This window comes from Falseniella ignava CCUG 37419 (genome assembly GCF_000301055.1).
Taxonomy (GTDB): Bacteria; Bacillota; Bacilli; order Lactobacillales; family Aerococcaceae; genus Falseniella; species Falseniella ignava.
On the sequence record NZ_JH932301.1, the window covers coordinates 619,631 to 634,522 of the forward strand.

At 41.1% G+C, this 14,892-nt stretch carries 15 protein-coding genes and 1 tRNA gene; 13 read left to right on the forward strand and 3 right to left on the reverse strand.

Going from position 1 to position 14,892, the window contains the following annotated elements; all coding sequences use genetic code 11:
- Window positions 1–26 precede the first annotated feature (26 nt).
- From HMPREF9707_RS07075 to HMPREF9707_RS07095, 5 genes are all read left to right on the forward strand, one after another.
- Window positions 27–1,184, forward strand: a complete 1,158-nt coding sequence (locus HMPREF9707_RS07075) for a hypothetical protein (protein ID WP_006702015.1) — start codon at window positions 27–29, stop codon at window positions 1,182–1,184.
- A 2-nt stretch (window positions 1,185–1,186) separates the two neighbouring features.
- Window positions 1,187–2,380, forward strand: a complete 1,194-nt coding sequence (locus tag HMPREF9707_RS07080) for a class I SAM-dependent rRNA methyltransferase (RefSeq protein ID WP_006702016.1) — start codon at window positions 1,187–1,189, stop codon at window positions 2,378–2,380.
- 15 nt (window positions 2,381–2,395) lie between these two features.
- Complete coding sequence (locus HMPREF9707_RS07085; protein ID WP_006702017.1) at window positions 2,396–3,097, forward strand: ABC transporter ATP-binding protein; 702 nt, start codon at window positions 2,396–2,398, stop codon at window positions 3,095–3,097.
- Window positions 3,098–3,144: 47 nt separating this feature from the next.
- The gene (locus tag HMPREF9707_RS07090; protein ID WP_006702018.1) at window positions 3,145–6,675 is read left to right on the forward strand and encodes an FtsX-like permease family protein; all 3,531 of its coding nucleotides are present in this window, start codon (window positions 3,145–3,147) and stop codon (window positions 6,673–6,675) included.
- An 81-nt stretch (window positions 6,676–6,756) separates the two neighbouring features.
- On the forward strand, window positions 6,757–8,841 hold the full coding sequence (locus HMPREF9707_RS07095; protein ID WP_006702019.1) for a serine hydrolase: 2,085 nt from the start codon (window positions 6,757–6,759) through the stop codon (window positions 8,839–8,841).
- Between the two features lie 104 nt (window positions 8,842–8,945).
- On the opposite strand, the gene HMPREF9707_RS07100 is transcribed toward HMPREF9707_RS07095, so the two are convergent.
- The gene (locus tag HMPREF9707_RS07100) at window positions 8,946–9,290 is read right to left on the reverse strand and encodes a zinc ribbon domain-containing protein YjdM (protein WP_006702020.1); all 345 of its coding nucleotides are present in this window, start codon (window positions 9,288–9,290) and stop codon (window positions 8,946–8,948) included.
- A 151-nt stretch (window positions 9,291–9,441) separates the two neighbouring features.
- On the opposite strand from HMPREF9707_RS07100, the gene HMPREF9707_RS07105 reads away from it, so the two are divergent.
- Window positions 9,442–9,876 (forward strand): hypothetical protein, encoded by a 435-nt coding sequence (locus tag HMPREF9707_RS07105; protein WP_006702021.1) that lies wholly within the window; start codon window positions 9,442–9,444, stop codon window positions 9,874–9,876.
- Window positions 9,857–10,423, forward strand: a complete 567-nt coding sequence (locus tag HMPREF9707_RS07110; protein ID WP_006702022.1) for a C39 family peptidase — start codon at window positions 9,857–9,859, stop codon at window positions 10,421–10,423. Before HMPREF9707_RS07105 ends, HMPREF9707_RS07110 begins: the two co-directional genes overlap by 20 nt.
- 64 nt (window positions 10,424–10,487) lie before the next feature.
- Here the strand turns inward: HMPREF9707_RS07110 and HMPREF9707_RS07115 are convergent, their stop codons facing one another.
- Window positions 10,488–10,757, reverse strand: coding sequence for a barstar family protein (locus HMPREF9707_RS07115; protein ID WP_006702023.1), 270 nt, complete (start codon window positions 10,755–10,757; stop codon window positions 10,488–10,490).
- 11 nt (window positions 10,758–10,768) lie between these two features.
- On the reverse strand, window positions 10,769–11,227 hold the full coding sequence (locus HMPREF9707_RS07120; RefSeq protein WP_006702024.1) for a ribonuclease domain-containing protein: 459 nt from the start codon (window positions 11,225–11,227) through the stop codon (window positions 10,769–10,771).
- A 219-nt stretch (window positions 11,228–11,446) separates the two neighbouring features.
- On the opposite strand from HMPREF9707_RS07120, the gene HMPREF9707_RS07125 reads away from it, so the two are divergent.
- The 6 genes from HMPREF9707_RS07125 (at window position 11,447) to HMPREF9707_RS07150 (ending at window position 14,749) form a co-directional block, all read left to right on the forward strand.
- Window positions 11,447–11,914 (forward strand): PepSY domain-containing protein, encoded by a 468-nt coding sequence (locus tag HMPREF9707_RS07125; RefSeq protein ID WP_006702025.1) that lies wholly within the window; start codon window positions 11,447–11,449, stop codon window positions 11,912–11,914.
- Window positions 11,915–11,986: 72 nt separating this feature from the next.
- Window positions 11,987–12,676 carry a Maf family protein gene (locus tag HMPREF9707_RS07130; protein ID WP_006702026.1) on the forward strand — a complete coding sequence of 230 codons (690 nt, stop codon included), beginning with the start codon at window positions 11,987–11,989 and terminating at the stop codon, window positions 12,674–12,676.
- Between the two features lie 23 nt (window positions 12,677–12,699).
- The gene (locus tag HMPREF9707_RS07135) at window positions 12,700–13,188 is read left to right on the forward strand and encodes a GAF domain-containing protein (protein ID WP_006702027.1); all 489 of its coding nucleotides are present in this window, start codon (window positions 12,700–12,702) and stop codon (window positions 13,186–13,188) included.
- Window positions 13,189–13,240: 52 nt separating this feature from the next.
- The gene (locus HMPREF9707_RS07140) at window positions 13,241–13,912 is read left to right on the forward strand and encodes a DUF3841 domain-containing protein (protein WP_006702028.1); all 672 of its coding nucleotides are present in this window, start codon (window positions 13,241–13,243) and stop codon (window positions 13,910–13,912) included.
- Window positions 13,913–13,930: 18 nt separating this feature from the next.
- Complete coding sequence (locus HMPREF9707_RS07145; protein ID WP_006702029.1) at window positions 13,931–14,629, forward strand: DNA alkylation repair protein; 699 nt, start codon at window positions 13,931–13,933, stop codon at window positions 14,627–14,629.
- 47 nt (window positions 14,630–14,676) lie between these two features.
- Window positions 14,677–14,749: transfer RNA gene (locus HMPREF9707_RS07150), tRNA-Ala, on the forward strand.
- Window positions 14,750–14,892 lie beyond the last annotated feature (143 nt).

A 14,892-nucleotide genomic window follows, 5' to 3' on the forward strand; every position in this document is an offset into this window, starting at 1 on the left:
GTTAGCCTTAGAGAGAAGGTGTTACTATGAAATTAATAAACCGTCATACAACGAAGTGTTTTAAGCGATGGGGGACACTAATTTTACTCATAATAAGTCTTCTGAGTGGGCACTTTGTACAAAGTGTATCGGCCAATATGTATGAGCAAAACGTAACAACGACGCCACCATCTCATCTCACAGCTTGGGATCAAATGCTTGAGGTGATTGATCAGCTAGAACGTTATCAAATTCGTATTCGCATTGTGAATTTAGATCAGAGCGAAGAAGTGGCGAGTGGCAAAATTATCGGTGACCGTGAGACTGGGGATTTGCGTGTGCAGTTTAATGTGCATCCAACCGAAGCAGAAGAACACGGATTTCAATATGACCTAATTAGTTATCGTAACTTTGATATTGCTTATTCGAATTTAATTGAAGTCTTAGAGTCAACGGGATTTTTCGAGGCACCATATTATCAATCTTCAAAATACGAATTGTTATCGAATTATTTAAATCACTATGTTGAAGTGGATACGGAGACATTCTCAAAGCGCAATATGGCTCAAGACACGTTAACGTCATTTCTTTTCTTGCCAGAACGGGAGACCCTTCAAAATTTAACTGAAGAACAAATTTATGAGATTCATTCGGCCTATCAAGTTGCTTTAGAACGGACAGAAATTCCTAATAATTGGCAACGTTTCGATGATTATATGTATTTGAAACATGAATTTCATCTTGATGTCAATGAAAGTTTAAATCCTTATAAAAGTTATGACGCTTCGTTGACAAATCGATTGAACATTTCCACCAACAATAATCAACTGCAACTTTCCCTGGACTATTCAACCCGAGTTACACGTGATTTATTGAATTTAAGTCGAATTTATTCACCGAATGATTATCAGATGAACCGTGAGTTAAATACCCAAGAAGTGACTGGGCGTTTAACGGCAGTAAAAATCCGTTATAATCCAGCATCACCTTATTATGAAATTGAGTTGCACGGACTGAAGGATGACTACCAATTCAATATTTTTAATCAATCAACAGCTGATTATGTAGCAGAACGCTATATGTGGCAATTTACACTATTGCCGACGGAAGAGGAAATTCCGTCACTCCATCAGTTGAATCGTCTTTCTGAAGCTGAATTCAATTATTTAATTGCATCGATATTACCGATAAAGGAACGAGAATAACTATGAAAATCAAACTTAAGCGCGCTGCAGGACAACGGATTCGCCAAGGGGAATGCTTGATTCAAACACAAGATATTCAATCTCCTGAGGTGGAGTTACTTAAAGAAGGCGAAAGCTATCCTGTCTATCACGGGGACGGAGCATTTTTAGGGCATGTGTTAATTGGACGACAACATAAAGGCTTAGGTTGGCTGTATTCACGCCAGCCGCAGCAAGTATGGCGAGAGTCATACGTTAAAGATGCAATACAAGGTGCCTTAGAGCACCGCCAACCTTTAATGCACAGTGACTCGACCAATGCATTTCGTCTCTTTAATGCCATTGGTGATGGAATTGGTGGAATCACGGTTGATTGGTATAACGGATATGGCTTAATTAATTATTATGCCGAAGGATTGTATCAATACTGTGATTGGTTCCAAGCCGCTTTGATTGAAAGTATTCCGACCTTGCAAGGGTTATATGAGACTAGGCGTTTTAAGACGACGTCTGAAGGCATGGCTGAGAATAATCAACATGTCTATGGCCAAGTTGCGCCAAGTCCACACCCAATTAAAGAGAATCAAGTTAACTATGGAGTTTATCTCGGAGAAGATTGGATGACGGGCATCTTCTTAGACCAACGCCATGTTAGACAATTCGTTAAAGACCAAGCGGCTGGACGGCGTGTATTAAATCTATTCAGTTATACGGCGGCTTTTTCAGTCGCAGCGGCGGTAGGCGGTGCATCATCGACGGTGAGTGTCGATGTAGCAAAGCGAAGCATGGACCGATCGATGGAACAATTTGAACTTAATGGCATCGAAGTCGACTTCGATCAACACCAAATTCGTGTAATGGATGTCTTTGATTATGTAAAATACGCACTACGCCATCAACTTAAATTTGATTTGATTATTTGTGATCCACCAAGTTTTGCTCGGACCAAAAAGACGATGTGGCGTGTGGAAGAAGATTATGCTGCTTTGGCAGAAGATTTATTCAAATTACTAAATCCAGGTGGTATCTTAATCGCAGCAACCAATTCGGCACAATATTCGGCAGAAGATTTTAAAGCAATGTTACAGGAAGTGGTCGAAACGATTGATGGCGAAGCATACTTATTAACACAATTTGGTCTTGAAGCGGATTATCCAACGAGTCCAGACCCTGAAAGTCAGTATTTGAAAGTATTAGCGTATTACCGTGAGTGGTAATAGAGGAGGCAGTGTATGGCTTATATTCAACTAAATAATGTTGTCAAAGAATATCGTACGGGTGAAGTGGTGACTCGGGCGAATGATGGTGTTACGTTTGAGATTGAAGAGGGCGAGTTTGCGGTTATTTTAGGCCCTTCGGGTGCAGGGAAATCGACTACTTTGAATATTTTAGGTGGAATGGACAAGTCCACTTCAGGCGAAGTAATTGTGGCTGGAGAAGATATTAGTCATTATACGAATCGCGAGCTGACAAGGTTTCGTCGCAATCAGATTGGCTTTGTCTTTCAAAATTATAATTTAGTGCCGAATTTAACGGCCAAGGAAAATGTTGATTTGGCGATTCAAATCTCGAATAGTCATGCAAAGAGCTTAGAAGTACTCGATCAATGCGGTTTGTTAGATCGCAAAGATAACTTCCCAGCGCAATTATCTGGTGGGGAGCAACAACGAGTTTCCATTGCTCGCGCGATTGCCAGTCGTCCTCAATTGTTATTAGCCGATGAGCCGACCGGTGCTTTGGATGCTGAGACGGGACGGACGATTTTAAAATTATTAAAGCAAATCTGTCACGATAACCATACAACGGTGGTCGTCATTACGCACAATGCGACGATTGCCAAGATGGCCGACCGAGTCATTCATATTAAAAACGGAAAAGTCAGTGAAGAAACGATTAACGTGGATCCGCTTGATGTCGATGAAATCGAGTGGTAATCCGTGGGAATCATTGATGATTTTAACAGGTTGAAGGGAGTGAGAGGATGAATTCGACAGTATGGAAAGATAATTTGCGTGAGATTCGGCATTCATTCTCACGCTTCTTATCAATTTTTGCAATTATTACGTTAGGTGTCTCTTTCTTCGTCGGTGTGCGTGCAGCGGGACCGGCGATGATTAAGATTGCTCAAACAACTTATGAGCGTGGCAATCTTCCTGCAGGTTATGTTGTATCTACTTACGGTTTGAACGCAGATGACCGTGATCTATTGCGTCAAGTGGATGAATTAGAATGGGCATGGACGAAGACAACCCAAGCTAATCTAACGGAGACTCAACAACGAGCGGAGTTATTTACCCATCGACGGAATGAACCGCAGATGTTTGAAATTACTCAAGGACGGATGGTTGAAAATTCGGATGAAGTCGTCCTTGATCAGCGGATTGTTGATCATTTAATTGAAGAAGGGGTTCCAGCTGCTTTGGGTGATTGGTTGGAGTTCGATCCACCGCTTCAAGAACAGTTTGAATTAACCCAAAGACGCTACAAAATTGTAGGCTATGCGAATTCCTCCTTATATATGGAGCGGATTCGCCGGCGCAATAACACTTATGGTTTTGCGGTATTGATGGATGATGCGATTCAAAGCGATCTCTATACCGAAGGCTATTATTGGGTGAAGAATGCGGAGACATTGCCTTATACCGAAGAAGATGACCAATTGCAATCCACTATCAAAGCGCAATTAGAGTCCCTACTCAAAGACCAACCCGACAAACGTCACCAATCGCTAATTGATGAAGTAGAGTCTGAACTCCAGTCGGGTGAAGACGATTTAGAAGAAGGGCGAGAAACTTTACGTGATGCACAGCGCCAATTAGATGAAGCGGCGGATGAACTCGCATCAGGGCAAGCAAAACTTGATGAAGGAAAAGAACAGTTTGCTGCTAATTTAGAGAAATGGCGTAATTCTCAAGGGGAAATTGCATCCGGTGAATCAGCAATTCAAGAAGGATGGCAAGAACTAGCTGACGCGCGAAAACAGTTAGATGATTCACGGCGTCAATTGGATGAGGCACAAACAGCTTATGATCAAGGTAGTGAAGAATTATCAGACCGGATCGTTCAAGCACGTTCGGAAATTGCTGCCAAACAAGCTGAAATAGATCAAGGTCGTGATCAGTTAGCCCAAACCTACGAAACATTGAGCGAAGGGCAAGCAGAGCTCGATTCGGGTGAAGCGCAGTGGATAGAAGGTCGTAACCAACTGTATGGGGCAATTCAGCAGGCAGCCCAAGGTCAAATACCGGGCGAGATGATTGAAGGGTTGTTGGCAGGACAGATTGATATTTATCAGTTTGAACAACTTGACCCAGCAACCGCGAGTCAGTTAGATAGTGCCATTCAAACACTCTTGGCTCAGGGCCAAGAATTAGCAACCCAAAGGGCGCAACTTGAAGCAGGATGGCAACAATACCATGATGGACTCGAGCAACTTGAAGCAGGTCAAGCCGAACTCGATGCGGGTCAACGCCAACTTGAGGAAGAAGAGGCTGCTGGTTTAGCACAATTAGAGCAAGCTGCGCAAGAAATTCAAGACGGTGAAGCAAAGTTATCCCAAGGTGAACAAGAGTATCAAGCAGGGTTAAATACATTAAATCAACGCCAAGGTGAGTTAGAATCAGGGCGCCAGCAACTCAATGATGCCGAGGCTCAACTGGATGCAGCCCAGCAGACATTGAACGAAAAAGAAGCGACACTTCAAGAGGGTCAGCGCGAATTAGAAAGTAAGCGGCAAGAATATGAAGATTCGCTACCTGAAGCCGAAGCAGACTTAAAAGAAGCTGAAGAAAAGTTGGCGGAAGGTCGAGCTGACTTAAAGGATCTAATCGATTCAGATGGCCCGGCTTATCATATTGGTGGGCGCAATGACTTCCTATCGTATCGAACGATTGAAGATAATGCTCATCAATTACATGTGATTAGTAATATTTTCCCGCTTTTCTTCACATTAGTGGCGGTGTTAGTAACTTATACGACCATTAAACGAATGACCAATGAGCAGCGTAATTATATGGGAACCATGAAACAGTTAGGGTACCCTGATATGACCATTATTAATAAATTTACGACTTATTCAGGGTTAGCAGGTGTCCTAGCTGTTATAGCGGGGACGTTGATTGGCTATGCTGTGTTCCCACAAGTGATTTTAAGAGCCTACAATATTATGTATTATTTAGAACCACTCGTCGTTCCGGTTCAATGGAATTGGGTGTTGATTGCAGCGGTGGCCGCTTTATTAACGGCGCTACTGCCAGCGATTTTAAATGGCCGTAAAATGCTACAAGGTGCGCCATCGAACTTACTCATTCCAGAGGCACCCCCAGCGGGTAAACGTACTTTAATTGAACGGGTTGATTGGATTTGGTCGCGCTTTGGTTTCTATCAACAGATGACGATTCGTAATCTCTTACGTTATAAAGGGCGTAACTTAATGACGATTGTGGGGATTGCTGGCTGTACGATGTTAATTCTAACGGGTTATGGTATTAGTGATACGATTAATGGATTAGTCGTTGATCAATTTGATCGAGTTCAAAAATACGATGCGATTGTAGTGACCCCGGATTCAGACGATTCGTCCATCACTCAAGAACGTGCGGATAAATTCCGTGACATTTCGGGAGTGCAACAAGTCTTACCGATTTATCAAGAAGGGGTGGATGTGCAACTACCGAATGATCAAGTCGATAAAGCCAACTTAATGGTATTAGGCGGAACAGAGGAGGAAATCCAACCTTTTATCGCAACCGTAGACCGGCAAAGTCAACAATCCTTCTTAGCACGAGGACCGATGATTACGGAACGCTTAGCGGAAAGATTAGATTATCATGGCGATGGGGATGTTGAGTTTATCGATTCGGATTATCAACACTTTACATTGCATCATCCAACGATTGCGATGAACTATGCGCAACACTATCTCTACCTATTACCCGAGCAGTACCAACAATTGACGGGAAACACACCGCCGACGAATGCCTACTTACTGTTATATGAAGCAAACACCGATGGAACTGAGATTGAATCGATCCTTTCAGATGATTCAGATGTATTGAACTTTATCGATATGGGTCAGTCGATTCAAGGTGTTACGGATGCGATGTGGAGTTTAGATTTAATTACCATTGTCCTTATTGTTTCAGCAGCGAGCTTATCCTTTATCGTCTTATATAACTTGACTAACATCAATGTGAGTGAGCGGCTGCGTGAGTTATCTACCATCAAAGTGTTAGGTTTCTATGATTATGAAGTTAGCCGATATATTTTTAACGAGGTATTAATCCTCACATTGCTAGGAAGTCTGATTGGACTTGGATTAGGAACTCTCCTAACTCATTTTATTATGAAAACCATGCAAACGAACGACTTGCTGTTCTATCCACAAATTCATTGGACCAGTTATGTTTATTCTTTTGTTTTATCATTTATTTTTGCTACCATTGTGATGGTCGTAATGCACTTTAAGTTAAAACAAGTCGATATGGTCGAAGCGTTGAAAGCCGTTGATTAAGCACAAAATGAATAAATCATGACAGACGTATTTGAAATATGATATGATAAGTAAATAGAAGATATATCTGGAGGTATACATATGAAATGTCCTAATTGTGGCAGATTAATCCGAAGTAAAACTCAATGTGCCTTTTGCGGGTGCAAATTTGATTCAAAAGAACTTGAAGAATTTAACAAACGACCAGAGGAAGAAGAGACATACGTGCCACCGCATCGTTCGGTGACCGATGAGTATGGGCCTTCTGAAGATCAAGAAGAACTCGATGTTTATGAGGAAGAAGAATTTATTTATACGATGCCTCATTTAGAAAGTGATCGTCCAACTTCGACAGAAGATCATGATGCAACATTGGTTGGTTATGACTTAGGTCGTGAGAATACAACGTTTGATGAGGAACTATATGAAGATGAAGTTCCAATAGAAGATGATTTAGCAGGATTTGGCGACTCGCGTTATGACGAGGAAGCAGATTCGTCTACTTATACACCTTATCCAACGGAAGATGTCGCTTATTATGAAGAAAAACCGCGTCCACGTCGTGGCGGTTTCGGTTCGATTTTATGGAATTTGATTAAGTTAATTCTTGCGGTGGCAATTATTTTCTTATTATTCCTCTTTGGACCAGACATTTATGGTAAAGTAATGGAACTTTTCCGTCCGGAAACGAGTCAAGTCAGTGAGCCACCGGTAACCGATGATGCGGAAGTGACCGGTGAAGAATCAGAACAAAATTCCGTTGATGAAGCAACGACTTCGACAGATGAGTCCTCTACCGATGAATCGACGGAAGAAACGTCAGTCGCAGAAACAACCGTTGCTTCGAATGGCATTGGTTTAACAGACTCAGACGTTAATACCGATGCTTATCCGATGATTGAAGTTGCGATGACTGTAGACGGTGATTTATCTGAGTTGAACGGTGAAGACTTATCGGTCAGTTTAGACCGCGATGGGGAAGTAACCCAATTCAATGAAGGTTATTCATTGATTCGCGAAGGAGACCAATTAATTTTCCGATTTACCGATCCGCAAAGCAACTCCTTTGAACGTTCAGCGGTTCCATCAAAATTAATGGTTAAATCAGACCGTTATGATTTAGACGAGACAATTCCGTTCGAGATTCCAGCAAGTACGTTGGATCCACAGTTAGCTACTGATTTAGAAGATATTTTAAATGAAACTGTTGCTCGCGATGCAGATGTCTCAGCCGTTATTTACAAGCCAGGTGAACCAACACCATTTGTTTATCAAGATAAAGCTAAAGAAGCAGGCTCAATGATTAGCTGGTTTGTTCTAGCGCGTGTCTATGACCAAATTGATCAAGGTGAGATTCAGTTATCAGATGTTGTGACCATTGATGAGCAACTTGTAGGTCAAAATGATGGTGGCGAGCTCGCTGTAAATGGTGTGGGTCTTGAGTATACGGTAGAAGACTTAGTATATGAAGTGATTGCTAACCGTGATGTGACAGCGATGAATCATTTAATTGATTTAACGGGAGGTCCAGATGATTTCAGTTATTGGTTAAATGAATCAGGATACTTCAATACGCGTCTCGTTGAAATGATTAATCTAGATGAAGAAGGTCATACTCGTGGTGCAATGACGTCAGCACAAGATATTGCGACATTATTACATCGTTTAGCGAACAATGAACTTGTATCTGAAGAATTAGATCAGCAATTTAAAGAAGCATTATTAGATTCTCCAGTAACGGATAAATTCCCTTACGATACGTTAGCAGCGGCTTTACGTCGTTACGAATTATCAACGGGTGATGATAATGAGTTTGAACAACATTATGCGGGTATTATTGAGACTGAGTCGGGAAATTACATTGTATCGATTTTAGCAACAAACTACCAAGATGCTTATGAAACAGTTCAATCCATTGCTTTGGCGGTGAATGACCTAGTTGAAACAAGTCTGACAGGAACACGTCCAGAGGAACAAGAAGTTACGGAAGCAGAAGAAGTGGTTGAAGTCACAGAAGCGGAAGTGGCAGCCCCAGTCGAAACAACTGCTGAAACAGGTTCCCAATATATTTATGGACCTGATGAAGATGGCGATGGTCGTCCTGATTCTTATCAAAATGAATCCGGCGTCTACGTTCCAATCCGCTGGTTCCAAGGAGAAGATGGCAACTGGTATTTTATCGACTAATCAGTTAATTTAAATAACGCCGTTCTATTGGAAAATAGAACGGTGTTTTTTATCAGCTAGAACTAAAAAACTGCATTGTGAGCAATGCAGTTCGATAATGTTGGCTAGATTTTTTTAACCAGTTCAGACTTCAAATACATGCGACCGAATCCATCAATCGTACATTCAATATCATGTCCGTCCACTGGATGGTCGAGTAAGCGTATATTCGTTACCCGGGTTCCTTGCTTAATGCGGTTAGACCCTTTAAGTTTAATTTCTCGAATGACCGAGACGTTATCGCCATCTGCTAAGGCTGTACCATTCGCATCGCGGATGATTTCCGCCTCTAAAGCTGCAGCATGCTCTTCCTCAGTCCACTCGTGGCCACACATCGGACAAATCATTAAGTTCCCATCAGTGTAAGTAAGATCACTGTCGCATTTTGGGCAATGTGGCAATTGACTCATACTGTATCACCTCTTTCTGTAGGATAGACTCCCTGATGATGTTATTGTACTATGGATGATAGTAAGGAAGCAATCTGAACTCATAGCATTAAAGTTGACTTCATTAACAAATCACTGCATAATAGGATTTATCAAAAAATGGAGTATTTTTATGAACCAAATGAAAACAACGAACCCACAACCCTCTAACCCAAAACGAAAAACAATTCGAAGACTACGCCAATTGCTTTTTTTAACTTTATTGGGTGTCATTGGATTTATCGGGTATCGATATTACAATCTGAGCCAAGAACATAATGAGTTATTAGAAGCGGAGCAATCGTGGCAAGCGACGCAAGCATCGCTCGAAGCGATGATTCATGATCAACAAGAAGCTCTCGGTGAGCAAAGTAGTCAGCCGATTAATTTAGAGCAAGCCCTTGGGCAATTTGATTTTCAGACGCCTGAGACATTTGAAGCGGTCAAACGCTTTGCAGAATTACGATTTGGCCGCGATTGGCTGACAAATCAAACGACGATTGTTGAGTTGCTCGAAGATAAGAATTTAATTCAAGAGAATTTTGGTTATGCTTTTTTTACCGGATAATCCAGCTAAACACGCTAAAGTGAGTGAATCGGCCTATCAAATCGATGTGCCTTTATTATTACAATCAGATCCGCGCTGGTCACGGGTGCACTATGGTAGTGAAGAAGATGAAACGATCCGTATTGGTGGCTGCGCGATTGTCAGTCTAGCTATGGTAGAGGCTGCTTTTGGTGATGTTTCTACGACGCCAGATGATATTTTGAAATGGGCAAAAACGGACTACTGGGTAGATCATGACGGAACGTCATGGAAAATTTTTGAAGATTTTGCTAAAAAATATGGCTATGAAATGACAGATCACGGTGATGACTTAGATGCCGCCCTCTCCGCCTCAGAAGAAGGTGAGATTGTTGTGGCGTCAATTAGCCCAGGGTTCATGACCGAAGTAGGACATATCTTTGTCATTCGAGGTTATGACCCAGAAGATGAGGTTGTATTAGTGAACGATCCAAACGATAATCCGGTGAATATGTTCTCCTTACACGGCGTTGAAGCGCATCATTTACGCGAAGAAGGGCGTAATTATTGGTCCTATCGTAAAAAATAGTCATATCGTGACATTCAAAAACCACGGCGATAGATTTTGCATCCTTTGCCGTGGTTTTACTTATTTACCAATGTAAAATGATATCGCGATTTTTATCGGAGCTGACTAGATCGCCCAATGTATCTAATAAACTGAGGCCATAATCACCTAATGCTTCGATAAGGTGTCGTGCATGGTAAAGATGGATTACATAATCTGATTTCTCATCGAGTACATCCCATAGCGCATCCAAATTATGTCCGGTATAGCTTGGCAATTCAAGTTGTTCAATTAAGTAATGATATGTGGCATCGCGATCGGTACAATATTCTGCATTGAGATGGTAAATATTCATAATGTCACTCCTTAATACAGTTGTTCAAATGAGTCATAGTGATCCGGTGTATAGAAGATTAAGCCGTCATCGGAATAGACGAGGCGTTCGGGCCCCCGATGATGGGTGTAACCCGATTTAAGATCCGCTTCATAGTATTGTCGGCCGGACTTTTTCGGTAATAAGCCTTCACGATTTCCAAATCGATCGCCTCCAATTACATAGATAGGATCATCCGTCGTCCATTGCATGGCGTCGGCTTCTTTTTTAGTAATATAATTTGGGGGTAGGGTGCGATAGGTATTGAGATAAGCAGCGACATCATCTCGTTCATAATAATAAGCGTCTTGTTGTAGTGTTTGCTCTGATTGTGAATGAGATGGGCTTTGGCTAGGTGGAGGTGCGATTGGATTTAAATCAAGGGCCACACTCCCAATAATAAGACAGGCTATTAAGATGACCCATCGTTTGAGTTGTTTAAGTGATTTCATCGTCGGTTTCCTTTCAGAAGTAATTTCGTATTTCAAGTAACTAGGGTAGACAAGAATCAATCTGACTGTTTTAATCATAATCGATTTCGGCTGAAAAGTCATCGAAAATTCCACATAACGTAGTTTAAGTGTCGCAATATTGACATGCAAACTAAATTAGTTTATATGACAAAAAGAGGGGAAAATGCTATAATATAAGCAAAAGGAGGAATGTATACAATGACATCATTTGCTGAAAAATATCAAATTATGCCCGTTGCTAAAGCCATTGCTCGTTTTCAAAAGTTGTATCCCGAAGCTAAACTGACAAAGATTCAACTTGAATATGAAGGACCATTTCTAAAGTATGATTTAGAGGGAATGGATGCCTCAACCAAATATACGATTGATTTAAATGCTCAGACGGGTGAAACGCTAAAATCATCCGATAGACCATTGAAAGAAAAAGAAGTTGCGCGAAGAGATAGCTATGCATTAAATATTAACAATCTCCTTCCTTTAGAAGAAATTACGCAAACAGCGTTGGATGCTGTTCCAGTAGATCATCCGATTCAATGGGAATTAGATCGCAAAAGAGAGCGAACTTATTGGAAAGTTGAAGTTGTGAATCAACAAGGAGGCGAGCTTTACGAAGCAAAAGTGGATGCCCAAGAGGGAACGTTACTCGAAATGAAATTAAAACACTAATTATAAGCAAACCTGAATGAACAGCTTATTGTTGTCATTCAGGTTTTTTTGTTTAAATAGGTTTGAGACGAAATGGATGATATAATCGTAGTAAAGAAAAAGATGAATACAGAAAGTGGAAGTGCGATGATTGTTAATTATGAACAGAATGGCCAATTACAGCCTTTCAACCAAGTGGTATTGATGAGTGGTTCGAAGCGGCGCCATGAACTATTGGCGTTTATGGAACCCGTTATTCAGGTCGCTCAAATTGATGAACGACAGATTGAAGCAACTTATCTTACGCAATATCAGTCCGACGCGTTCTTACCGCGTGTGGCTAAGACGTGTTGTGAGATCAGTAAGGCAAAATTAAGCAAAGCAAGAGAATCGAACACCTTATATATTGCTGCGGATACGATGGTGGTGGCATGTGACCAGATTTATCATAAGCCGAAAGATTTAGAGGAAGCAGAGCAGATGTTACGGTCTTATTTTGGGCAAGTACATCATGTTGTTACATCCGTTTGCTTGAAAACGACAGATTATTTGGATGTATTTTATGCAGTAACTGAAGTTGAATTTGTCGATTATTATCCCGCATTAGAACCATTGATTCAATCCTATTTAGAGACCAAATCGTCCCTCGATAAAAGTGGAGGCTATGGTATTCAGGAAATAGATCCACGCTTTGTAGCACGGATTGACGGCGATATTTATACGGTGGTTGGACTGCCCGTCGCTGAAGTAAGTCGACGAATTAATACGGCAATAGTAAAATAATTATTAGAAAAGGAATGATTAAGATGAATACATCCAATACTACGACGCAAGATGATTCAGTAAAAGTTGAACAATTATTAGCTTATTTAACCGAAGAATTAAAGTATGAATCGGATCCCATTGCATTAATGGCAAATATTAGTGCTGCGATTATGGTCTATATCGACCGATTAAATTGGGCCGGTTTCTATCTTGTCAAAGGTGAGGAATTAGTGTTAGGTCCCTTCCATGGCTTACCAGCCTGCTCGCGCCTCCAAAAAAATAAAGGTGTTTGCGCTAGGGCATGGCAGACCGGTCAAGTTGTAAAAGTTGATGATGTTCACCAATTTCCAGGACATGTGGCGTGCGATAGCGCCTCTCAGTCAGAGTTAGTGATTCCATTGCGTTATCAAGGTGAGGTCTATGCGGTGTTAGATCTAGATTCACCTGAAACAAGTCGTTTTACGGATTTAGAAGCTGGTTTTATCCAAGTAGGCGAAATGATTGAGGCAGCACTTTATTTTGAACGATAAACATTTGTAAGATAGTTTGATGGATCTACAATTGAGAAAGGATGAATCAATCATGGAAACAATGCGCGTTTATTCCCGTCAACACGAGAACTCCATTTATGAATTAGCAAATCAAGGTGTGATTACGAATAAAGAAATTTACGTACGATTACATATGGCTCAAGATGCAGATTTTTTTATTCAACAATATCGTACCTTTGTCGAGATGGCAGAGAAACACTTGCCAAAACCTGAGGGCGTTGAATTTCCAATTTGGACGTCGATTGACTTAAAAGGAGCCCGTCACCCAGAGCCGAATTCGGTCCTGTATGCCATCGATGTTCCGAAAGATCAAATTATTATTTTTGATGGTATGAAGTGGGACTATGTCCTGAATTTGCTTTACTTGCCGCAAGATGACACTGATAAACAAGCTTATCTGAAAGAATTAAAGCGATTAGGAATCGAGAGTGAATATTTCTTATCAGATCCAAAAAATCGTGGTAGATACCCTGAGCTTGAGAATAAAATTAAAGAGAGTTGGATGCGAATTTTTGATATTGCTGATTCTCATCCGATGCATTTACAAGGAAATTTATGGCAAATTCAACGCGATTGGGTGAAAGGTGTGATCCATTTCGGTGAACCGGTCGTCGAACCGGATTCGGAGACATTCAATTTAGCACGAGAGGTGGAACGTGTCCAAGTGAATCAGGCAACGCGTCAAGGAGAAAGCCATTCATAAGAAGGGGTGGAAAGTTCAATGTCACTAACGAAAGAAATTCAAGATTATTTAGTTGAGCATCAAGACTTAGCTTATCGAGACTTTATCATTAAATTGAATCCAAGTATCGATTCGAGAGCAGTGATAGGCGTTCGAATGCCCATCCTGCGCCAGTATGTCAACAGGCTAGAATTAGACGCTGTTCTTCAATCTGATTGGTTTGGGGTCTTGCCGTATCAATATTACGAAGAATATTTAATCCACGCTTTAATTATCAATCGTTGGCAAGACGAAAATACTTTGATTGAACAGTTAAATCTGTTTTTACCACATCTCAATTCTTGGTCGCTAATTGATGTATTGAATCCACAATTATTTAAAAAGGACTTTCCTTCGTTACTAGCAACCATTGACCAGTGGCTTGCGTCTTCAGAACCCTATACGATTCGTTTTGGGATATTGATGTTGATGCATCATTACTTAGATGCGAAGTTTGAGCCGGAAATCATAGAACGGGTGGCCCAGATAGACCATTCCCATTATTACGTGATGATGATGCGAAGCTGGTTCTTTGCGACGGCTCTGGCGAAACAGTATGACGCCACGGTTTTGTTACTTGAAACACATCAACTGCCGACAGATGTTCACCGGATGACCATTCAAAAAGCGGTTGAAAGTCGTCGAATTCCAGCAGAACGGAAACAATATTTAAAGACCTTGCGTCGGAAAAATAAATAAAGGTTGCTTATTCTATGATAACCATGTAAAGTATAGGTTGTATTGATGGGGATATAGCTCAGTTGGGAGAGCGCTACAATGGCATTGTAGAGGTCGTCGGTTCGATCCCGATTGTCTCCATTTTATAACTTAACACTAGGTATCTAGACCAATCGATATTACGAAGTACCTCGAATGAGAGGTGCTTTTTTAGATGACAGACTCTCTGACTAGGAGATTACACTATTCCATGTTAAGCTGAAAGGAGCAGTCAAGGTTCGATA